Source organism: Paraflavitalea soli, assembly GCF_003555545.1.
Taxonomy (GTDB): domain Bacteria; phylum Bacteroidota; class Bacteroidia; order Chitinophagales; family Chitinophagaceae; genus Paraflavitalea; species Paraflavitalea soli.
This window is the reverse complement of sequence record NZ_CP032157.1, coordinates 6,728,411-6,751,194: the sequence shown is the minus strand read 5'-3', so window position 1 is coordinate 6,751,194 and position 22,784 is coordinate 6,728,411. Positions and strand designations below refer to the sequence as shown.

Annotated in this window: 16 protein-coding genes; 6 read left to right on the top strand and 10 right to left on the bottom strand. The window is 46.9% G+C overall.

Going from position 1 to position 22,784, the window contains the following annotated elements; all coding sequences use genetic code 11:
- Positions 1-220 precede the first annotated feature (220 nt).
- Both D3H65_RS33225 and D3H65_RS25960 read left to right on the top strand, forming a co-directional pair.
- Positions 221-1,648, top strand: a complete 1,428-nt coding sequence (locus tag D3H65_RS33225; protein WP_211345553.1) for a hypothetical protein — start codon at positions 221-223, stop codon at positions 1,646-1,648.
- 391 nt (positions 1,649-2,039) lie between these two features.
- Complete coding sequence (locus D3H65_RS25960; RefSeq protein ID WP_119053095.1) at positions 2,040-3,596, top strand: M20/M25/M40 family metallo-hydrolase; 1,557 nt, start codon at positions 2,040-2,042, stop codon at positions 3,594-3,596.
- Positions 3,597-3,746: 150 nt separating this feature from the next.
- Here D3H65_RS25960 and D3H65_RS25955 read toward each other — a convergent pair whose 3' ends face one another.
- Positions 3,747-4,946, bottom strand: coding sequence for a DUF5009 domain-containing protein (locus D3H65_RS25955; RefSeq protein WP_211345552.1), 1,200 nt, complete (start codon positions 4,944-4,946; stop codon positions 3,747-3,749).
- Positions 4,947-5,239: 293 nt separating this feature from the next.
- Between D3H65_RS25955 and D3H65_RS25950 the strand changes: the two genes are divergently transcribed.
- The 4 genes from D3H65_RS25950 to D3H65_RS25935 are packed head-to-tail and all read left to right on the top strand — an operon-like array spanning position 5,240 to position 12,351.
- Positions 5,240-5,965, top strand: a complete 726-nt coding sequence (locus D3H65_RS25950; RefSeq protein WP_119053093.1) for a hypothetical protein — start codon at positions 5,240-5,242, stop codon at positions 5,963-5,965.
- Between the two features lies 1 nt (position 5,966).
- Positions 5,967-8,747: a TonB-dependent receptor gene (locus D3H65_RS25945; RefSeq protein WP_119053092.1), complete on the top strand. Its 2,781-nt coding sequence runs from the start codon at positions 5,967-5,969 to the stop codon at positions 8,745-8,747.
- A 10-nt stretch (positions 8,748-8,757) separates the two neighbouring features.
- Positions 8,758-9,903 (top strand): DUF4249 domain-containing protein, encoded by a 1,146-nt coding sequence (locus D3H65_RS25940; protein WP_119053091.1) that lies wholly within the window; start codon positions 8,758-8,760, stop codon positions 9,901-9,903.
- A 54-nt stretch (positions 9,904-9,957) separates the two neighbouring features.
- On the top strand, positions 9,958-12,351 hold the full coding sequence (locus tag D3H65_RS25935) for a hypothetical protein (RefSeq protein WP_162915817.1): 2,394 nt from the start codon (positions 9,958-9,960) through the stop codon (positions 12,349-12,351).
- A 79-nt stretch (positions 12,352-12,430) separates the two neighbouring features.
- Here D3H65_RS25935 and D3H65_RS25930 read toward each other — a convergent pair whose 3' ends face one another.
- The 9 genes from D3H65_RS25930 to kdpF all read right to left on the bottom strand — a co-directional run bounded on the left by D3H65_RS25930 (position 12,431) and on the right by kdpF (position 22,498).
- Entirely contained in the window at positions 12,431-12,898 is a 468-nt protein-coding gene (locus tag D3H65_RS25930; protein ID WP_119053089.1) for a DUF6265 family protein, read from the bottom strand.
- A gap of 129 nt (positions 12,899-13,027) precedes the next feature.
- Positions 13,028-13,837: a DUF6597 domain-containing transcriptional factor gene (locus D3H65_RS25925; protein ID WP_119053088.1), complete on the bottom strand. Its 810-nt coding sequence runs from the start codon at positions 13,835-13,837 to the stop codon at positions 13,028-13,030.
- Entirely contained in the window at positions 13,827-15,536 is a 1,710-nt protein-coding gene (locus tag D3H65_RS25920) for a sensor histidine kinase (protein ID WP_119053087.1), read from the bottom strand. The genes D3H65_RS25925 and D3H65_RS25920 overlap by 11 nt, the downstream gene beginning before the upstream one ends.
- An 8-nt stretch (positions 15,537-15,544) precedes the next feature.
- Entirely contained in the window at positions 15,545-16,669 is a 1,125-nt protein-coding gene (locus D3H65_RS25915; RefSeq protein WP_119053086.1) for a sensor protein KdpD, read from the bottom strand.
- A 78-nt stretch (positions 16,670-16,747) separates the two neighbouring features.
- The gene (locus D3H65_RS25910) at positions 16,748-17,821 is read right to left on the bottom strand and encodes a porin (RefSeq protein ID WP_119053085.1); all 1,074 of its coding nucleotides are present in this window, start codon (positions 17,819-17,821) and stop codon (positions 16,748-16,750) included.
- Positions 17,822-18,012: 191 nt separating this feature from the next.
- Positions 18,013-18,576: a K(+)-transporting ATPase subunit C gene (locus D3H65_RS25905; protein WP_119053084.1), complete on the bottom strand. Its 564-nt coding sequence runs from the start codon at positions 18,574-18,576 to the stop codon at positions 18,013-18,015.
- 40 nt (positions 18,577-18,616) lie between these two features.
- Positions 18,617-20,665 carry a potassium-transporting ATPase subunit KdpB gene (kdpB, locus tag D3H65_RS25900; protein WP_119053083.1) on the bottom strand — a complete coding sequence of 683 codons (2,049 nt, stop codon included), beginning with the start codon at positions 20,663-20,665 and terminating at the stop codon, positions 18,617-18,619.
- A 23-nt stretch (positions 20,666-20,688) separates the two neighbouring features.
- Positions 20,689-22,401 (bottom strand): potassium-transporting ATPase subunit KdpA, encoded by a 1,713-nt coding sequence (kdpA, locus tag D3H65_RS25895; RefSeq protein ID WP_119053082.1) that lies wholly within the window; start codon positions 22,399-22,401, stop codon positions 20,689-20,691.
- Positions 22,402-22,420: 19 nt separating this feature from the next.
- Positions 22,421-22,498, bottom strand: coding sequence for a K(+)-transporting ATPase subunit F (gene kdpF / locus D3H65_RS33600; protein WP_394341597.1), 78 nt, complete (start codon positions 22,496-22,498; stop codon positions 22,421-22,423).
- Positions 22,499-22,784: the final 286 nt, after the last annotated feature.

The following is a 22,784-nucleotide window of genomic DNA, read 5'->3' as shown; positions in this document are numbered from 1 at the left end:
CGGTAAATTTATTTGAATAGGAGATGCTACAGCTTGCGGCTATAGTATTTAACAAAAAATCAACACCTTACAATATGCAGGTAGCGGCAAAAACAATTACTAAACACCCTCTAAACCTTATATATTTTAAAAAACAGTCTCCCCGGGGGTAACAAAATACCAGTTTGGTTGATATCCTGTTGTAACGAACAATATTTAAACTTTTACAACAAATAACAACATGAAAACTTCTTCCCCCACCCTCCTGATGCTTCTGGTAAGTACCATGGCTTCGGCCCAACAACCGGCGCAAAGCTCAATAACTGTCTCCCTTGGCGGCGGAAGAAGTCTCAGTTCCGCGGCACTAAAACAGCAATCGTTGATAGGTGATGGTGTGCAGGCAGGCGCCGATGTATTTGTTCCTCTCTTACGAAAAGGATGGGATGGTTCTGTGAAGGGTAGTGGCAGGTTTACCCTGGGCATCCTGGCCGGAGCTTATTATCAGTCAGCCAAAAATTTACCATCGGATAACTCCGGCCTGCAATCGAAATACCAATTACCTACCGGCAACCTGGAGATCATGCATACAAACGGCTCGTCCAATAGCCAGGCCTATGCCTTTTCTGCCGGCCTGCAGGCTGAAGCTACATTTGGAAGAATAACATTGTCTCCTTCAGTAAGTGGCGGATATTTTACTTCCACCAGGGAGGCCAACACACAAAATACGCAGGTGATGGTGAATGGGACTACCCGGAATGTGGTGCTTTCGGGATCTCCCAAGGTAAAAACGCAGGGACTGATCATTATACCTCAGTTGAGGGTTGGCTACCGTGTAGCCGGAAACTTAAGCATCTACGCAGCCGGTTCAATGAATGCAGGTCCCACAAGCAGCAACACACAATATGAGTTAATCCCTGCCGGTGGCTTCAATGATAAAAATACGTATGAGGCTTCACAATTGGCTTCGGGTAAGTTGGCGCTGGATGGCAGTTCAAAAGAAGCCGCATATAAAACCATTACTATACAGGCAGGTTTTAGCTGGAGCTTTGGAAAAGGCAAAGCCGCAAGCAGGATAGGTAAAGGCGCCAAGGGTGGTGGCGCAGCCTCCGCCTCTTATGCCGCAGGCCGTGCAGTGATGCCCGACACACCCCGCGCCGGCAAACAAACGCAGGGAACCACTTTCGGAGAAAAGGTAAACCAGGGCTTGCATGCCGCCGGATCGGCTGTGGCGCAGGGCGCCTCTCTTGCCATGCGCCCGGGTAGCCCCATCGGCGGAATCGTAGTAAAAGGCGGTAAAAATCCCGGTGGTAACCTGATGACGATCACCACCGACACCAAGGGTCAGTTTGAATTTACGATCAGCGAAGCCGGTAATTATCGTTTTGTACTTACGGTACCGGACAATACTGATCCGCAAGGCAAGAGCATTAGTGAACAAGGCGTTAAGAAATCGGACAATCCTCTATATACAGCAGATGGACAATCGGGTAATAATCCTTTACACAACGCCTTTGTTACCAACCCGGGCAATCCTATTGGTGGCATCATCGTAAAAGGCGGCAAAAATCCTGGTCCCAGCATGATCACTCTTACCACCAACAGCAACAGCGAACTTAATTTGAACGGGCTTACAGCCGGCAGCTATAGGTTTACTGTTACAGCGCCTTAAGGGCTGGCACCAGTTAATAAATTCATGAACTTGAAGGGAAGCAATAACTGCTTCCTTTTTTGTCTATGATGTGATAGCGCCTGCATCTTTCAATAGATACACTTTTACTGTTGGCAATGCCAGTATAAACCAGGGAGTAAAGCGTCCGGGATCTTCCAACACTTCTCTTTCAATGGCCGGCAGGGATCTTTGTCCGGCACCCTGCCGGCACTCGCCGAACCCGACCGCTTTGCGCCAACAATATTTCCCGGGATATAACCGGCCAGCGGATTCACTTCTCCTAATTAAAAGCAGATTAATCCTTTACCGTGAAATTTTAATTACGAACGGGGATGGTATTTATTCATTCCTTAATACATTCGGTGAATAAAGTAAAACCCAATCGTTCGTTATGAGAAGAAACACGACCGTGTTTGCCTTGGCCTTATTGCTGGCGGGCAACGGTGTCTTTGCCCAAACCAAAGATTCCCTGATCGTTAAAAGCATTGTTGAGGAAGCTACCAATAACTCGCAACTGCAAAAGCTGGCGCATGAATTACTGGATGGCATAGGCCCACGCCTGGTAGGTACGCCTCAAATGAAACAGGCCAATGACTGGGCTGTAGCCAAGTACCAAAGCTGGGGCATCACTGCCAAAAACGAGCAGTGGGGTGAATGGCGCGGATGGGAAAGAGGCATTACGCATATTGATATGGTGTACCCCCGCGTAAAAACGCTGGAAGGTATGCAACTGGCGTGGAGCCCCTCTACTGCCGGCAAAACGGTAACGGCTGAGCTGGTGATCATACCCGACCTGGCCGATTCAGTAGCCTTCAAACAATGGCTACCTGCGGTAAAAGGAAAATTTGTAATGATCTCTATGAGCCAGCCGACAGGCAGGCCCGATTATAACTGGGATGAATTTGCCACCAAGGAATCGGCAGAGAAAATGAAGAAAGACCGGGCTGCACAAGTGACTGCCTGGAGCAACCGGATCAGCAAAACAGGCTATACAGGCCGCACTTTGCCACCCGTGCTGGAAAAAGCTGGTGCAGTGGGCGTTGTCATGTCCAACTGGTCAAATGGGTTTGGCGTGAACAAGATCTTCGGCGCTTATACCACCAAGGTGCCTACAATCGATATTGCCCTCGAAGATTACGGCCTGCTGTACAGGCTGGTAGAAGATGGTACCAATCCAAAGATCAGTGTACGGGCCGATTCCAAAGAACTGGGACTGGTGCCTACTTTCAATACCATTGCAGAGATCAAGGGAACAGAGAAGCCCAATGAATATGTGATGTTGTCCGCACACTTTGACTCCTGGGATGGGGGCACGGGCGCCACAGACAATGGTACTGGTACGCTCACCATGATGGAGGCGATGCGTATACTGAAAAAGATCTATCCCAATCCCAAAAGGACGATCCTGGTAGGTCATTGGGGCAGTGAAGAGCAAGGACTCAATGGTTCCAGGGCTTTTGTGGAAGATCATCCGGAGATCGTAAAGAATATCCAGGTGCTTTTTAACCAGGACAACGGAACAGGCAGGGTAGTCAACCTGTCGGGCCAGGGCTTCTTACACGCTTATGATTACCTGGGCCGTTGGTTGTCGAAGGTTCCTGCCGATATCCGCAACCAGGTAGAAACGAGGTTTCCCGGTGCACCAGGAGGTGGCGGATCAGACTTCGCTTCTTTTGTAGCCGTGGGTGCGCCCGCTTTCTCCTTAAGTTCTATCAGCTGGTCATATGGCACCTATACCTGGCATACCAACCGCGATACGTATGACAAGATCGTATTTGATGATGTACGCAGCAATGCTATATTAACGGCTATCCTGGCTTATATGGCCAGTGAAGACCCAGCCACCACATCGCGCGAAAAAAGTGTGTTACCGGTCAACCCCAGAACGGGAGCACCCGGTACCTGGCCCGCTCAAACAAAAGCGACCCGGAAAGGAGGTGTGAATTAGGAAGTGAGTGGTCAGTTGTAAGTGCTTTTACTTCGATAGCAGATTTCTCCCTTCGGTCGAAATGACACGTAAGGTAGATACAATCAGAAAGAGGTGACACCTTTAGGAGATGTCACCTCTTTCTTTATCCCTATTTCTTAATACACTGCATTATAAGTGTAACCTGATCTTTAGTTTGTTGAGCAGGATGGCCACCCCCATGATGAGCAAGGCATAGCAGGCGGACCAGGCTATACCCAGCCATCCCTGGTGGAAGGCATGAGGCATAAAATACCACCCCAGCCATGCCTGAAAGTTGTAGACGATGGCTGGCAGGATATAAATAAGTAATGGATTAGAAGCGGCAGGTTTGAAGAAAGCAGTCCAGCGGCTGTATTTCTTCACGTCTGTGAGCCAGTATAGAAAACTGAACAACATGGAACAAACAGCCACGCAATACAAACACCAGGAGGGTGTGGCATATATTTTTGAGATCCCATGCAGGGGGCGGAGTAACCAACCTGCGATGGCTGCCACCACTATAAATACGATTGCCTGGATAAAACGCTGGGTATTGGTCTCGATCTTATTGCGTTTAAAAAAAACTAACGACAAGACAATTCCACTTAATACAATACTGGTGTGTGAGGCATGACCCGACTGGCCGCCCATCCATTGCAACAGGGCATTGTGTTCCGCGGCAGTTGATCTTCCGGCGATATACCACACAACACATACAAGGATCATGATCAACAGCCCTACGATGCTTCCACGCACCAGCTGGTAAATAATACAACTTAATAAGTAAGCCCAGCCAATGAGGCCCAATATCCCCCACCAATGTGGTGTGAGTCCCCTGGAGCCGTCTTCACCGGCTCTATAGATCAATCCCAGGGTCAGTAATCCGGCAGCCCCTATGGTCTGCAACAGATAACCCCAGACCTTTTGTTCAAAACGGTACACATTCCAGACGAGTATAGCAGCGGCATAGAACAACAAGGACCAAAGATGAATGGACATGCCCATAGCTGCTTCATTATAACCTCCTTCTGCATTGACCATAAAGACGCCCAGTACGAGCAAGCCAATGGTCCTCCAGACAATATGGGCCTGCAGCTTCCAAAAGGAATCGCCTTTGGCCAGGCGATTATTCAAGGCGAAAGGGAGGGACATGCCGACTATGAAAAGAAAGGCGGGAAATACAATGTCTACAAAGGTCATGGCATCGGCATCAGCAGGCATATGCTTCATCCATCCCGGAATACCGGATACGCCTGCCACGTCATTTACAAAGATCATGACGAGTATGGTAATGCCTCTAAATACATCTATGGAGAGAATACGCTGTGTAGTTAACGTATTATACTTCATTGGCAGGGAGTTGGGTTGCTTAAAAATACAATGAAGTACACGATTTTCAACGTAGAGGGGGAAATATTGATCAAAAGGTAAATAAGTCCGTTACAATCAGACTATTGATTGTACCTGTACGAACAGCCGGTATCGGACATGGGTAGTAGTATGACAAGGAAAAAGCTGCTATCATTGTCAGGTGGATTAAAAAACAATTAATCCTTAAAATAGGGCGGCTGTCGAAAAAACGGAACCCACTCAGCGGAAATAATGTAAATTGGCTCAACCAGTTAACCATCATATTAAAACTAATGTTCAAACAACTGCTTTTTATCTGCCTTACCCTCCCGGGCTATGTGGGTATTGCCCAGGATACTGCCTCCACGAATAGTTTTTCGGCAGCCGCCTTGCACAATGCCGTTGCCAGTTACCACCACTACATTGATAAACAGTCGCGCCTCTATAATGGCATTGAATATTTTGGTTACTCTCCTAAAATTGAAAACATTCCTTATTTCCTGGAGAATACCTGGCAACGCGGCAGCATCGTGTATGATGGCATTGCTTACGATACGGTACAAATGATGTATGACATCGTGAAAGACCGGGTTGTGATCCTGCATTTCAATAATTTCTTCCGGCTGGCTTTGTTCAGTGAGAAAGTGAGCAAGTTTACCCTATTGGGACATCATTTTATACGCATTGAACGGGATTCTTTGTCTAACTCTCCATTGGTAACAGGTTTTTATGATCAACTCTATACCGGCACCACGAGTGTACTGGCCAGGCGTAGTAAGTTCATCGAAGAAACGGTAAAAGAAGTATTGGAGAGAAAATTTATAGAGCAATACCAATTCTATCTGTATAAAGGAGGTCAGTACCACACTATACGGACTAAAAAAGGGCTCTTCTCACTTTTGAAAGACCATGCCCGCGAGGTAAAGCAACACCTGAAGAAGAAAAAGCTAAAGTTCAGAAAAGATAAAGAAAACACCATTCTACAAGCCGCCATCTATTACGACTCCTTAAACAACTGATATGAGACGACTGCCTTTCCTTGTGGTTTTTGGCATTACACTTTTGTACTTCTCTGGTAAAGTTGCAGCCCAGCAAGCTGAACTTAAACCAGTGAGCATTATCCTGACAGATACTTCTGTTAACGTGATCGTACAGGAATTGGAACGACAATCAGGTTATCATTTTTATTATGATCCTGTACAATTCGATAGCCTGCGCATGAGTATTGCTATTAATAGCCAGCCACTCAAAAAAGCGCTTGAGCAGATCTTTGAGAATACGCCCTTCAAATTTACTATTCTGCCCGATAAGCAATATGTATTCATTACAAAAGGTCCGGTTATCCAAACTGAATTGCCGGCCGGCTTCTTTGCCAAAACAGTTAAAGATACTGTCCGCCGGGAGCAGGCAGGTGTGCCAGACTATGGTGATAAAAAGAAAGTGCGGGCAGATGCTTCTATTGAAAACAAGCTATTTGAGATAGGAAACAAAAGCAGCAATACAGGCCCTGGCAATGTAACGATTGCCGGATTTGTACGCAATATTAAAAGCGGTGAACCCATCGTAGGAGCCACGGTAGTAGTGCTCAACTCTTCTACTGGGGTGGCCACTGACCAATATGGGTATTTTTCCTTAACCATTCCGAAAGGAAGGTATGTGCTGAATATACAAGGCCTCGGCATGAAAGATACCAAACGCCAAGTGGCATTATATGCAGGTGGTAAACTGGATATTGATATGGAGGAACGTGTGACCTCGCTGAAGGAGGTCATTGTTTCGGCGCAGAAGCTGGCCAATATCCGCAATGTACAGATGGGAACAGAGCGGCTCACGATCCGCGCTATCAAACAGATCCCCACCGCTTTTGGGGAAGCGGACATTTTGAAGGCAGTACTTACGCTTCCTGGTGTAAAATCAGTAGGAGAGGCCAGTACAGGCTTCAATGTACGGGGTGGTGCAGCCGATCAAAACCTGATCCTCTTCAACGATGCCACCATTTATAACCCCTCTCACTTCTTTGGTTTCTTCTCGGCCTTCAATCCCGACATCGTAAAGGATGTTGAACTCTACAAAAGCAGCATTCCTGCCAAGTATGGCGGCCGCTTATCGTCTGTATTGGACATCTCCAGCCGTGAGGGCAATAAGAAGGACTTTACCGGCAGCGCCGGCATCGGGTTAATTACAAGCCGTTTTAATATAGAAGGGCCTATACAAAAAGAGAAGACCTCCTTTATACTGGGCGCCCGTACCACGTATGCCAAATGGATGTTGAACCTATTGCCTGATGAATATGAGAACAGTAAAGCGGCTTTTTACGATATCAACCTGCACATCAGTCACCAGTTCAACCCTAAGAATAACCTGTACATAACAGGCTACACAAGCAGGGACCGCTTCAACCTGAACAATGACACTACCTATGGATACAATAACAATAATGTATCGATCAAGTGGAAGCATATCTTCTCCAACAAGTTCACCGGTGTATTCACAGCAGGCTACGACCGGTATGCCTACCATATATCGAGTGAAAAGAACAAGATCAATGCCTACAAGCTGGGATTTGATATCAACCAGTACAATGTAAAGGCGGACTTCAACTGGTATGCCAGCCCCGAGCACCAGATCGACTTTGGCGTGAGCACGATCCGGTATAAACTCAATCCGGGCAATTTTGAACCGGTAGGTAAGGAATCGCTCATTGTCGCTGACGAGGTGGCTACAGAACAGGCACAGGAAAGCGCCATCTACCTGTCGGAGAAATGGAATATCACACCCGAGCTATCTGTGCAGGCAGGCGCCCGGTATTCATTCTATCAAAACCTGGGGCCGGCCAATATCAATACCTACGCACCGGGTGTTCCTAAAAATGAAGATAATATCACGGGTACCAAGACCTATGGCAAGGGTGATGTAACCCAAACATATAGCGGACCGGAATGGCGCCTTTCAGCGCGATACAGCATAACACCCAGCTTCTCCATAAAAGCGGGTTACAACTCACTGCGGCAGTATATCCATATGCTGTCCAACACAACGGCGATTTCGCCCACTGATATCTGGAAACTGAGCGACAAGAATATCAAACCGCAATATGGTGACCAGGTTTCATTGGGATTCTATAAGAACTTCAGGTCAAATTCTATCGAGACTTCTGTAGAAGTATACTATAAAAACATAAAAGATTACCTGGATTACAAGAGCGGCGCCAACCTGATCATGAATGACCATATTGAAACGGATGTGATTGGCACCAAAGGACGGGCTTATGGGGTGGAGCTGATGATCAAAAAGCAAAACGGCAAACTGAATGGCTGGATAAGCTATACTTATTCCCGCATCGAACTGAAAATGGATGACGCCAATGCCGGAGAACTGATCAACCGGGGTGAGTATTACCCCTCCAATTACGATAAGCCGCATGATGTAACCATGGTGGGTAACTACCGCTTTACGCACCGTTTCAGCGTTTCACTGAATGCCACGTATAGTACGGGCCGGCCTGTAACCTTGCCCATTGGCCGTTATTATTACGGCGGTTCCTGGAGAGCATTGTATTCCGACAGGAATGCTTACCGAATACCTGATTATTTCCGTACCGACTTTGCCATGATCATAGAAGGCAACCACAAGTTAAAGCAGAAGACGCACAATTCGTGGACATTGGGGCTGTACAATATCACGGGCAGGAAAAACCCCTACTCGGTCTATTTCACCTCTGAGAACGGACGTATCAACGGATACAAGCTGTCAATATTCGGCAACATTATTCCTTTTATTAATTATAACATACGTTTCTAAATACCGCTGTATGAAAAAGCTTTTTTATAGTTGTTTGGTATTGCTGGGCATGGGTTGCAAGCAGCGTTTTGAACCTCCTGTAACAGCGCCAGTTAACGGGTACCTGGTAGTAGATGGATTCATCAACAGTGGCAATGGCACTACCACGATACGACTTTCCCGTGCGATTGCGCTGGCAGACAGTGCGCGGATGAAAAATGAAGCGAATGCGGTAGTAAGGGTGGAAGGCGAGGACAATAGTATGTTTCCCTTACCGCAGACGTCTATTGGCATATATAGCACTCCCCAACTGTCGCTCAACAGCAATGTAAAGTACCGTCTTTATATCAAGACCACAGATGGCAAGGAATACACCTCAGCCTATTCCGGCATCATCAGAACACCTCCGATCGACAATATACGCTGGGAACAACCGGATGGCGTTCAGTTTTACATTAATACCCACGATCCTCAAAACAATACGCGCTACTATCGTTGGGAATGGGAGGAAACCTGGGAGTTCCACTCGGCGTTTACCACTACACTGAATTATAAGAGAAACGGCTCCGGCGAGATCATCGGAATAGATTATAGGTATCCCAATATGATGCATGATACGATGAATTATGTCTGCTGGAGAACGGAAGCATCTACCAACCTGTTGATGGGCTCGTCGGCCAAGCTGGTGAGGGACAGCATTGACCTCCCCATCCATTCTATACCCCGGAGGTCTCAAAAGATAAGTCAATTGTACAGTATCAAAGTAAAGCAGTACGCGCTGAGCAAAGCGGGATATGAATTCCTGCAACGCATGAAAAAGAATACGGAACAAACAGGCACTTTATTTGATGCCCAGCCCTCAGAACTGATGGGTAATATCCACGCAAAAAGCGATCCCAATGAGGTGGTGGTTGGGTTTGTGGAAGTTTCCGACATGCAGGAAAAGAGGATCTTCATCCGGCCCAATGAGCTAACTAACTGGGGCTATATCCAACCTTGTATAGAAACTAAAATACCCAACGTTTTAGACAGCATAAAAAGCTATAGCTACCTCACGCCTACGAATGTAGCCGAACTAGCTCCTTCTGGTGGTATTGCATTCTATTTTGCTTCTGATGCTACCTGTGTGATCTGTACCCTCACGGGCGTGCATCAAAAGCCTTCTTTCTGGCCTTAAACAATGAACTTTACCGTATAACTTAAAATAAAATTGATGTACCTGACATCACGCATGATAACGAAACAAGTATTGTCGCTGCTGCTCGCCTGGCTGGTGCTGAGTGATTCCTCTTTAATGGCGCAGGACTTCGGCAATGCTATCTATACCCGGTTCAATGAATACCGGGAAAAAGCCATTCCTGAAAAGGTATATGTACATACAGATAAAGGATTTTACCTGGCCGGGGAGATATTATGGTTCAAGCTATACTATGTAAACGGCACGGATAATAAACCATTCGACCTGAGCAAGATAGCCTATGTGGAATTGCTGGATAAGGACAATAAGCCGGTCATGCAGGGGAAAGTGGCGCTTAAAAGTGGATTTGGGGATGGTTCTTTTTACCTCCCTTCCTCTGTCAATGCAGGCAATTATACATTAAGGGCTTATACCAACTGGATGAAGAACTTTGGGCCTTCCAGTTTCTACGAGCAGCAGGTAACTATTGTCAACTCCTTAAAGCCATTGCCTCCACAGGCTCCTGATACGACCAATAAATACACCGCCAGGTTCTTCCCGGAAGGCGGCAATCTGGTAAGCGGTCTTTTCAGCAAGGTAGCTTTCCAGGTTACGGATCAATATGGCAAGGGATTGTCCTTTACAGGCTCATTGGCTAACCAGCGCAATGAAGTATTGCTGCAGTTTAAGCCCGGCAAATTTGGCATCGGTCAATTTTCATTTACACCCGTTGCAGGCGATAGCTATACGGCAACGATCGTAACAACTGATGGAAAAACAATCACGAAAAGCCTTCCTGCGGCCTACGAACAAGGATATGTGATGCAGTTACAGGAAGATGCCAATGGGCAATTGCAGGTAAGTGTAAGTTCCAATATGCCGGCCAGGACGCAGCAGCCCGAAGAAGTATTCCTTTTTGCACACAGCCACCAGGAAATAAAGGTAGCTACCAGGAAAGCCTTCGTTAACGGAGTGGCCCGGTTTACGATCGATAAAAGCAAACTGGGTGAAGGCATTTCGCAGATCACGGTATTCAATGATCAAAAGCAACCGGTGTGTGAGCGGTTATATTTTAAACCACTGAAGGAAACGCTTTCCATCGGCGCCTCCGGCAACGAAGCGCAATACAATAACCGGAAAAAGGTAGACCTTTCGCTCAATACATCTATCGCTGGCGGAAAAGGAACAGCCGCCAATTTATCCTTATCGGTTTACCGGATAGACTCTTTGTCGTGGCAGGACCAGGGAAATATCCTGAGTTACCTGTGGCTTAGTTCTGACCTGAAAGGAACGATCGAGTCACCGGAGTACTATTTCTCGTCTCAGAGCGCTGAAGTGACTGCGGCTTTGGACAACCTGCTGCTGGTGCATGGCTGGAGGCGCTTCGACTGGCAGGAAGTGTTGAAAAGCAATGCGGCTTCCTTTAAATACATTCCGGAGTTTGACGGACATTTTATTTCCGGCAAGATCTCTACGGGCGATAATGCGGCGCCTGTGTCGTTTTCAAAGACCTACTTGTCAATAGCCGGTACCAAACTACAGTTCTATCCTGTGCTTAGCGGCCGGTATGGCGATGTACGATTCGATGTGCGGAATTATTATGGTCCCGGCGAGATCATCATCCAATCGGAAGAGCAAATAGACAGTAACTTCCATGTAGACATCCAGAATCCCTATTCAGATAAGTACAGCGCTGACGAAGTGGCTCCTTTTTCCTTGTCGCAGCAATACCAACAAACGCTTACAGAGGGTAGTATTAACATGCAGGTGCAAAATGCTTTTTACAGCGACCGCTTAAGTCAATTTGCCATACCCAATATTGATACGATGCCATTCTTTGGCAATGGCTATCCCAAATACCTGATGGATGATTATGTACGGTTCAATACTACAGAGGAGATATTAAGGGAATATGTACCGGATGTAGCGGTGCGGAAAAGCGATGGCCAGTTCCAGCTTTATATCTTTAACTGGGAAACGGAAAGGCATTACAAAAGCAGCCCACTTGTGTTGCTGGATGGCGTGCCGGTAAGTATTCAAAAGATCATGACCTACGATCCTTTAAAACTGCGGCAGCTGCAGGTGGTAACCGACCGCTATGTAACAGGTGAGTTTACCTATGACGGCATCATTAGTTTTACTACTTACCATGGTGACCTGACTGACCTGAAGCTGGATAAACAAGCTGTCATATTGGATTATGATGGTCTGCAACTACAGCGGGAATTCTATTCACCGTCTTATGATACGCCGGAGCAGGCTGCCAGCCACCTGCCCGACTTCCGAAATTTACTGTATTGGTCTCCTACTATTCAAACAGATGCAACAGGCAAGGCTTCTCTTCATTTCTTTACATCGGACCTGAAAGGAAAGTTTGCAGCGGTAGTACAAGGCATTGACAATAATGGGCATGCCGGCAGCTATTCTTTTACTTTTGAAGTAAAATAGGCCTGCCCCTCCTGCTCTTTAAATACATTAAAAAAGGATGTCTCCCTTACCAAGAAACATCCTTTTCTTTTTAAGGTCATTACTTACGCTCAAAAAGATAGGTCATGGCTTTATCGCCTGCTGAGATGGTAGCAGTTAGTTTATTGCCATTGAGTTTGTAATCTATTCTTTTGGGGAAGTCGTGGGCAGGGTTTTCACAGGTAAAGCCATCGGCGGTGATGGTGGTGAGCTTGAAGTAGACGGGTTCTTTATTTTCAGGCACATCTGCTACGTACCAAATATGATCATCTTTGATCACCAGTCTAATTTTCTCAACAAAAGCGGTATCCTTTTCCTTCATGGATATGCCATAACCTTTCATTTCATATTTGCCTGCCATTTCCCATCGTTCATGAGCAGTACGGCCCGGCTTTACATTGGTCCTGTTCCAGGTGCCGGTGAGCCAGCTTAACTTTTCGAAGTTGCTGGTAGTTTCTTTGGAAATATTCTGGGCCTGGATACCGGTAATAATAGCCACCAAAAAAAGGGTAATAAAGGGAAGTTTCATAATCATATGCTGTTTAATGCGAAAATAGACAGGAGAACTGACCTGGTATTGTACAAAGCCGACATGGAGGTAGGATGCAAGTTGACAAGTTGAAAAGGTGACAAGGGCAATAGGAAACTTATCCGCTACTCAGGCTTTCTTTTTCAGGAAGAAGTTGGCCATGTTCTTTTCATCAAATCCGTAGCGGGAGGGGTCTTCACCGGTAAAGGCTTTGAAGTTGCGGATAAAATGCGACTGATCGTAAAAACCGGATTCATAGGCCAATCCTGCCCAGCCCGGATCTTCCTGTTGGATAAGCTCGAAAATGGTACTGAACCGGATGATACGGGTATAGAACTTGGGAGATAAGCCAATGTATCTTTTAAACAAACGTTCCAGCTGCCGTTCACTGAGGCCAATGCCTTGGGCCATATCTGCTACTGCTACCATACCCTTGTGTCTGAAGATGAGATCGATTGCCTGGTCAACAGGAGAAGACTGGTAATGGGCGCCGGCCAACAGATTGCGGAAATGTTCATTCAGCAGGATGATCATTTGGTCGTGATCAGGGGTATTACGCAGGCCGAGTTGCAAGTGTTGGAATTGGGTACTCAGGGCTGCGGCAAGGTCTACTACTTTATCGGTCAGGGAATGCATGTCGAGATCAAAAAGATGGGTAAGGGCAGTAGGTTTTACCTTGATGCCTACAATGCCTGCAGCGCCGGTATTTTCGAGGAAGAAATGGCCACTGATCTGACCGGCGAGCAATTGCATGGATTGTTGCTCCCAGGTATTGGTGAGGCATATACGATAAGGGGCTTTGTAGTGAAAGATGATCTCTGGAAAACCATCGGGAATGATCTTTTGCTGATGGGGTGTAGGATCATCGTTCTCAATGATCCAGTAACATTCAATGATCTTTTCCAGATCGGCAGGGGGAGTGATTCTTTTAAAGATCATGATGGGCGGTATTTAGATCAAATCCAAAGAGGCTGCCTTCGCCGATACGACTCTTTACCCAGATGGTACCCCCCTGGGCTTCTATAAACTCCTTAGAGATAGCCAGGCCAAGACCAGTGCCATTGCGCTCATGGGTACCGGGCACTTTGAAGTAACGGTCAAAAATGCGGGGCAGGTATTTTTCGTCAATACCCTTGCCATAATCGGTAACGGTGAAAAAGACTTTACTATCCTTCGGATAAGCTGCAATATCAATAAAGGAAGTATCTGGTGAATACCGGATGGCATTGGTCAAAAAATTGATCATCACCCAGGAAGTCTTTTCCAGATCGGCCTGTACCTGGGGAAGGTCCAGGGGCAGGTTGGTACGCAGCACGATGTTCTTCTGCTGAGCCTGAAACTGAACTGCCTGAATAGCCTGCTCCACAATTGCTGCCGGACTGGCGGGCTGCAGCTTCAACTGGATATTACCGGTCTCAACCTGCGACATGTTGAGCAGTTCGCTGGTAATGTTGAGCAGCCTGTCGGCATCTTCTGTAATGCTTTTGGTAAGCTCCTGCTGCTCGGTATTGAGTGCTCCCACCCTATTGTCGGTGAGCAGGCGGGCGCTCATTTTAATGGAAGAAATGGGAGTTTTGAGTTCATGTGACACAGTAGCAATGAAATTGGTCTTGGCTTCATTGAGTTCATGAAACAAGGTGATATTGCGCAAAACAATCACCTGACCGGCCACCTCTCCATTGTTCATTACATCCAGTACATCTTTATTGAAGTAGCTTTCTTTGCTGTCGGCATAGATCTTTAACTCTTTTTTGGCAGGGTCCTGCAACAGGAGGGTACGCATGAGGTCATTTTTCAAGGCCAGGTCGGGCGCATATTTCCCGATAATGTCTGCCTCTTTTAACCCCAGTAGTTTTTCTGCTACGGCATTGAGAAAGAGGACATGTCTTTTTTCATCGAGTCCTATAATGCCATCGCGCATCTGGTTAATGATGGTCTCAATGCGCTTTTTCTCAAAAGTGAGTTGCGCGAGGTTACTGTTCTCATATTCATCGAGTTTGCCGGCCATGCTGTTGAATGCGTGGGCCAGCTCACCAAACTCATCTTCCTGCTTTAAATAAATGCGCTTGCCATAATTCTTATTGGCAATTTCCCGGATACCTTCGGCCAGTTTAGCCACAGGTTCGGCAATTACACCGGGGAAATTATAAATGAACGTAAGTACGATCAGGATGAGGCTGGTGAAAATAATGGTGAGCCAAAGCTGGGCGCTGGCAGCGGTGGCGCTGGCGATGGCATTCTTTTTCAGGATAGCCTCCTGGTTAAGGTCGTTGATCATACGGATAGATTCCCGCAATTGTGCATAGTTGGATGAATCAGCGCGATTGATCAACAACTCTTTAAAGTTCTTACGCAAAGTTTCAGTCAATTCCCTTTCACCGGTTTCTGTCACGTTGACTTCCTGGTTCTTTAGGTTGGCATCGAATATAGTAATGGCAGTAGAATCTGTTGGAATATCTTCCAGGGCCTTGAGCATATTATTGGAATATACCAGGGACTCATAATTATTCTTAAGTATGCGGTTGGCATCCCCGCTGAGCCGGTTAATATAGTACAGGCTCAGGATACCGAAGGTCAGGATAACCAGGAAGAGGAAGCCGAGGCCCAATGATAATTTTGTTTTTAAGCGGACACTCATAGCATAAATTATGAAAGGATTACAACGTCGATATCCGCCGCTGACAACTTATTCAATAGCTGGTTGAATACGGCAGTACTCAATATGACATTGAACAGATTGAGATGTGGCTTACCCACGCAGATGGTGGTTATTTTACGTTGCTCGGCCACTTCTATGATCCCTTTGGCAATATTACTGTGTTTAATTTTAATGACTTCACCTCCCAGCTCGGTAGCCAGTTTAAAGTTGTTGATCAGGTGGCGCTGAGCGGCCAGCCCGATCTTGTCACCGTCTTCCCGCGGGGTTTGCACATACAGGAGGAACCATTTGGAATGGTAGTAGCTGGACAGCCTGGCGGTCTTACGTATTACTTTCTTTGCCACCTCATGATTACTGGATATGCAGGCCAGGAATCGCTCCTGACGGGCAGCGGTATTACGTGGAAGTTCGGTCTCTATCTTTCTCTCTACCTGGCTGGCTACTTCCTTCAGTGCCAACTCTCTCAACTGGAGGATCTTCTCAGACTGGAAGAAATTGCGCAGGGCAGTCTCTACCTTATCAGGCGCATAGATCTTTCCCTCCCGCAGCCTGGTCACCAGTTCATCGGCCGTAAGGTCTATGTTCACCACCTCATCGGCCAGCTTCAATACATGATCGGGCACCCGCTCCGATACTTCAATACCGGTGATCTCCTTAACTTCCTCATTGAGACTTTCTATGTGTTGTATATTGATAGCACTTACGACGTTGATGCCCGCATCGAGGATATCCATCACATCCTGCCAGCGCTTTTCATTCTTACTGCCTTCAATATTGGTATGGGCCAGTTCATCCACAATGACAACTTCGGGATGCAGGTTCAGGATGGCTTGCACATCGAGCTCTTCCAGCTCTTTGCCCTTGTAGAATAGCTTGCGGCGGGGAATTACGGGCAAGCCTTCCAACAGGGCGTGGGTCTCTTTGCGGTTGTGTGTTTCAATATAGCCCACTTTAACATCGACACCATTGCGCAGCAAGGTATGGGCTTCCTGCAACATGCGGTAGGTTTTGCCTACACCGGCACTCATACCAATGTAGATCTTGAACTTTCCCCGCCTGGACTGGCGGATCAGCTCTATAAAATGTTCTACGTTTTTATCTCGACCGGGCATGATAGTGACAGGTATTAAGCCAGTTGTAAGTTAACCTTTTTGTGTGCAATGCAATACTGTATTGGGTAATCACATCGACTAAAAATTTATTGCTACAGAGGCGGTAATAAATGCATTGTTCTTTTTAGTATTGCCTTCTTTGGTAAATATTTCGTCTTTGCTGCTAAGGTTCCTGCCTTCAATACGTACGAGTACATTGGAAGCGGGTGCATAATCAACATTGAGGGAGAAACCAGTCGTTTTAAAGCCATTGGGGGTACCGGTGGCAATGATCACCCCGTTCTTGTCTTCATAGTATTCGCCCCGGGCAGCAATGGCCCATTTGTCGTTGATGCTGTATTTAAGGAGCAGCACAGGGGAGTACCAGGTATTCATGTCGCTGCTCCCTTTGCCTTTTTGTTCTGTACCAATGTCAAAGCCGGCTGTAACGCCCAGTTTGCTGTTCAGGTTGAAGATGGCATACAGATTATGGAAATAACGCATGAGGCGGGCGCTATCGGGCTTATCTGTTCCGATAAATGTGCTGTAGTTGAAGGTGGTGGTACTGTTGGGCTTGAACTGCACCTGGGTACCAAAGCTCATGAGGGAGTTGCCATCTACCCTTTTGATGCGCTGCCAGCCGTTGAGGGCCATGCCGCTGATGATCCACTTGTTGTTGTCGCTGGTATAGGTGAGTTTGGCGCCCGCTTCATAGTAGGGGGAATTTTCGGCCAATATGCTCCTGGTCAAGGTCCAGCAATCTTTTGAGACAGCACTTTCAAAACCTATATGGGAGCTAAAAATACCGGCATCCAGCCAGAAGTTTTTCTTCTTCAACAACTTTACACCCGCATTGGCCTCATAAATGTTCTTCAACACACCGGGCTCAGCCGCATAGTTGGCATTCATATAAGTACCGGCGGCGATGGCCAGGTTAGCCCGCACGTTTTCGGTATTATAGGCAGCCTTCAGAAAACCGAGGTTGAGGTTAAACTCATTGTGCCGGTTGTGGCTGTAAATGAATCCTGCTTTATTGTTATCGGCTGGTTTGTTAAGATCATAGGAATAATACAATTCTGCATAGCCACTAAAAGTAAGCGGTGAAGGCCTGGTTTCCTGCGCCATGGCGCCGATACTCATCATCAGGGCTGCACCGATTAAAATCTTCTTCATCTTTTTTGATTCTTTTTATAAGTGTCTGTTTTGTTAAGTATTGTTGAGATAAGGGCTTCGACAAGCTCAGCCTGACAGTTTCCGTCAGGGCAAACAGGTGCTGCATCACCTGCTGGGTGAGGAATCTTTGGAAGAGGGTGAGCCGCCCCGCAAGGGCGACCCACCCTCTTCTATTTTATCATACAATGGATTTATTGCAGCTTGTCCAAAGCCACATTCAGCTTCAGCACATTTACCTTGGCAGGGCCGGCTATGCCGAGTAAAGGGCCCTGGGTTTGTTGATCGACCAGGCCGATGAGTTTGCTCTCTTCCAGCTTGCGGATGGCGGCAATTCTCTTTATCTGAATCTTGGCAGCAGCAGGAGAAAGATCGGGATCGAGGCCGCTACCCGAAGCGGTCACCAATTCAGCAGGGATCTCTTCTTTTTTTACCCCAGGATTGTGTACCAGGAAAGAATCAATCCTTCCCTGTACCACCTTTAAATAATCTGGATTGGAAGGACCTTTATTGGAACCGCCAGAACCGGCAGCATTGTAATCTACGGCAGAAGGGCGTCCCTGAAAGTATTTGTCATCGGTAAACTTCTGTCCCACGAGGGCATAACCCACTACTTTCCCATTTACTGAAATCGTTTCTCCTTTGCCTGCACCGGGCGCCATTGTACCCACGGCGGATAACAAGATTGGATAGACCAGCGCGAGCAGCACTACCATTACGATGGTGAGTTTGATGGAGGGCAGTATGTACTTTTTCATGATTAATTATTTTATTATTGATTATTGCTTTTACCATGGCTTACATGAACAAGCCCAGCAGGAGGTCGATCAACTTGATACCGATGAATGGTATTATGACACCGCCAAGTCCATAGATGAACAGGTTCCTTCTCAGCAGGGCACTGGCGCCAATTGGCTTATAGGTTACCCCACGCAATGCCAGGGGTATCAACACCGGTATAATGATGGCATTGAATATTACAGCAGAGAGGATGGCGCTTTGGGGGCTTTGCAGGTGCATGATGTTGAGTGACTGCAAGGCAGGAATGGATGTTATAAACAAAGCTGGTACGATGGCGAAATACTTGGCCACGTCATTGGCAATGGAGAAGGTAGTAAGTGTTCCCCTTGTCATCAGGAGTTGTTTGCCGATCTCCACGATCTCGATGAGCTTGGTAGGATCATTATCAAGGTCTACCATATTACCGGCTTCTTTGGCTGCCTGGGTACCGCTGTTCATGGCTACGCCTACATCGGCCTGGGCCAAGGCGGGCGCATCATTGGTACCGTCGCCCATCATGGCTACCAGCTTTCCACCTTGCTGTTCTTTCTTGATGTAGTTCATTTTATCTTCCGGCTTTGCCTCGGCAATAAAATCATCTACACCTGCTTTTTCGGCAATGTATTTAGCGGTAAGGGGATTATCGCCCGTAACCATTACGGTTTTGACACCCATCTTACGCAGGCGCTCAAAACGTTCCTGGATACCAGGTTTAATAATATCCTGTAATTCTATTACACCCAATACGGTCTCATTGCGACTTACGACAAGTGGTGTACCGCCATTATTAGCAATCTCCTTTACTTTATCTTCCGTTTCAACAGGATACCCGTTACCAGCTTTCTTAACCAATGTTTTAATGGCATCAGAAGCTCCTTTACGGATCTTAGTGCCATCACCCAGGTCGATACCGCTGCTTCTGGTTTCGGCCGTAAAGGGAATAAACTTCACCCCATTGGCAGATGCAGTATGTTTGATTCCTTTGTTACCAGCAAGCTCTATGATAGACTTGCCTTCGGGTGTCTCATCGGCCAGGGAAGCCAGTATGCAGACTTCTATGAAATCATTTTCACGGGTATTGCCGGAAGGCCAGAAGTGGGTGGCTTTACGATTACCGATGGTGATGGTACCAGTCTTATCAAGCAAAAGGGTATCCAGGTCGCCGGCTGTTTCAACAGCTTTACCACTCTTGGTGATCACGTTTGCGCGCAAGGCCCTGTCCATTCCGGCGATACCGATGGCAGAAAGCAAACCGCCAATGGTGGTAGGAATAAGACATACGAACAAGGAGATGAAAGCCGCGATGGTGATAGAGGTATTGGCGTAGTCGGCAAAAGGCTTTAGTGTTACACATACGATGATGAATATAAGGGTAAAGCTGGCCAGCAAAATGGTAAGGGCTATTTCGTTGGGTGTCTTTTGACGGGAAGCGCCTTCTACGAGGGCAATCATTTTGTCGAGGAAACTTTCACCAGGCTCTGTTGTCACTTTCACCACGATCCTATCAGACAAGACCTTGGTACCGCCGGTAACAGATGATTTATCGCCACCGGATTCCCTGATCACAGGAGCAGATTCGCCGGTGATAGCAGACTCATCTATTGTGGCGAGCCCTTCAACGATCTCCCCATCCATGGGGATAATATCACCTGCTTCGCACACAAATTTGTCACCTTTGCGCAATTGGGAAGAGGGGACAATCCTGATCTCGTTGGTATAGATCTCCCCTACCGCAAATATCTTCTTAGCAGGTGTGTCTTCTCTTGTTTTGCGCAGGCTATCGGCCTGGGCTTTACCGCGGGCTTCGGCAATGGCTTCGGCGAAGTTGCCAAAAAGAACGGTCACAAAAAGAATGGCTGTAATGAGCGCATTGTAGGGCAGGCTACCCTGGGTGGTTTCACCAGCGGCGATCCAGATACAAACACCGAGCATGACGAAGGTTCCCAGTTCTACGGTAAACATGACCGGGTTACGAAACATGCTGCGGGGGTTGAGCTTCAGGAAAGACTGTTTAAGGGCAGCCGCCACCATAGCACGGGGAAATAGCGTATTATTATTACTTTTCATTGTATAATCTTTTAGGCTCACAATTACATGCTGAAAAATTCAGCCAGTGGTCCCAGTGTAAGCGCGGGGAAGAAGGATAAGGCATTAATGATTATAATTACGGCGAATGTCATCATACCAAAAGTCATAGAATCGGTACGGAGGGTGCCGGGTGACTCAGGAATAAATTTCTTATTGGCCAATAATCCAATGATGGCTACGGGTCCGATGATGGGAATAAACCTGGAGAGGATGAGTACAATACCGGTGGACACGTTCCAGAAAATATTGTTATCACCCAGTCCTTCAAATCCACTGCCATTATTGGCATTGGCGGAAGTAAATTCATAGAGCATCTCCGAGAAGCCGTGGTAACCGGGATTGTTGAGCCACCCGCCGGGCTTGACGGCCCAATCCATTTCAGGATGATGGGCTACGAAGTAAGCTGCCAGGGCCACGCCCGCTTTCAACAGGAAGGCGGAAAACAGGGTTACGATGGCGGCGATCTTTACTTCGCGGGCCTCTACCTTGTGACCCATGAACTCGGGCGTACGACCCACCATTAACCCTGCAATGAACACAGCGATTATAACATAGATCAGGTAGTTGAGTATTCCTACACCACAACCACCATAAAAAGCATTGATCATCATGCCGAGCAGCTGCATCATGCCGGATAAAGGCATGGAGCTATCGTGCATCGAGTTCACTGAACCGGTAGATATGATAGTAGTCACAATGCTCCAGTAGCCTGAAGCGGCAGGACCAAACCGCACTTCTTTACCTTCCATGGCCCCGGTAGGCTGTGCCACACCAAGATGCGCCATGACGGGACTTCCGCTCACTTCCCAGTTGATGGTGGGTATGAGCAGGCAAAGTATACCTATGGTCATGACGCCAAATATTACGTAGGCAAACTTTTTACGGTTGATATAAAAACCAAGGGCAAAGATCATGGCGATGGGAATGATCATCTGTGCGATCATCTCCACCATATTGGTGAAATAATTTGGGTTTTCGAGGGGGTGTGCAGAATTGGCGCCAAACCAACCTCCACCATTGGTACCGATGTGCTTAATGGCGATCATGCCGGCCGCCGGTCCACGGGACACCTGTACGGTATCGCCCTGCAAAGTGGTGATGGTATCTTTTCCATCAAAGCTGACCGGCGTACCATTGAAGGTGAGTATGATCCCTACTATAATACAAAGGGGTAGTAATACCCGGGTGATGGATTTGGTAAAGATGCTCCAGAAGTTACCCAGGTTATTGGTGGTCTTTTCTTTCAATCCATTCATCACCGCTACCAGTGCAGCGATACCAGTGGCAGCACTTACAAACATAAGGAAGTTCATGACGAACAACTGGGTGAGGTAGGTGACACCTGATTCGCCTGAATAGTGCTGCAGGTCGCAATTGACCAGGAAGCTGATGGCAGTATTAAACGCCAGGTCGGGTGTTTGCCCGGGATTACCATCAGGATTCAAAGGAAGTTTGTCCTGAAACAGGAGCAGGAAGAAAGCGTACACAAACCACAACATATTAATGGTGAGCATAGCTTTCATGAATTCTTTCCAGTTCATTTTTTTAGTGGGGTCGATACCACTAATGCGGAAGATGAACCGCTCGATGGGATTCATGAAATCGGTGATCGTTCTATCACCCCGTAACATTTTGGCGATATACCGTCCCAGCGGGAATGCCAGCAGCACGGTAAGGAGGAACGTAATGATCACACCGGTTATTTCTGTATTCATTTGTCCAATCAGTTTAGGATTAAAATTTTTCGGGTTTCAAAAGCACGTATACCAGGTATATAAATACAAGGATGGATACGGCTAAGAGTAGATTCATCATAGCTGACTATTTAGGTATTAGTGATTAGGAGTTAGGTGTTAGCCTTTAGCTGTTAGCGGATCTTCGTTATACTTTTTCAAAGAAGTCGACACACTTGAAAAAGAGTGCGAAACTGATGATGCCGGCGATGAATAAAATAATTGTAAGCATGGTTCAGGAATTAAAAATGGATGTAATGAGTAAGGCTACCAGAACAGCTACATAGAGGACGGGCACCACAATGTGGAGTTTGAGCCGGTCGCCGAATGCTTTTTTATGTGTTTTCATATTGTTTTTTCCCTGA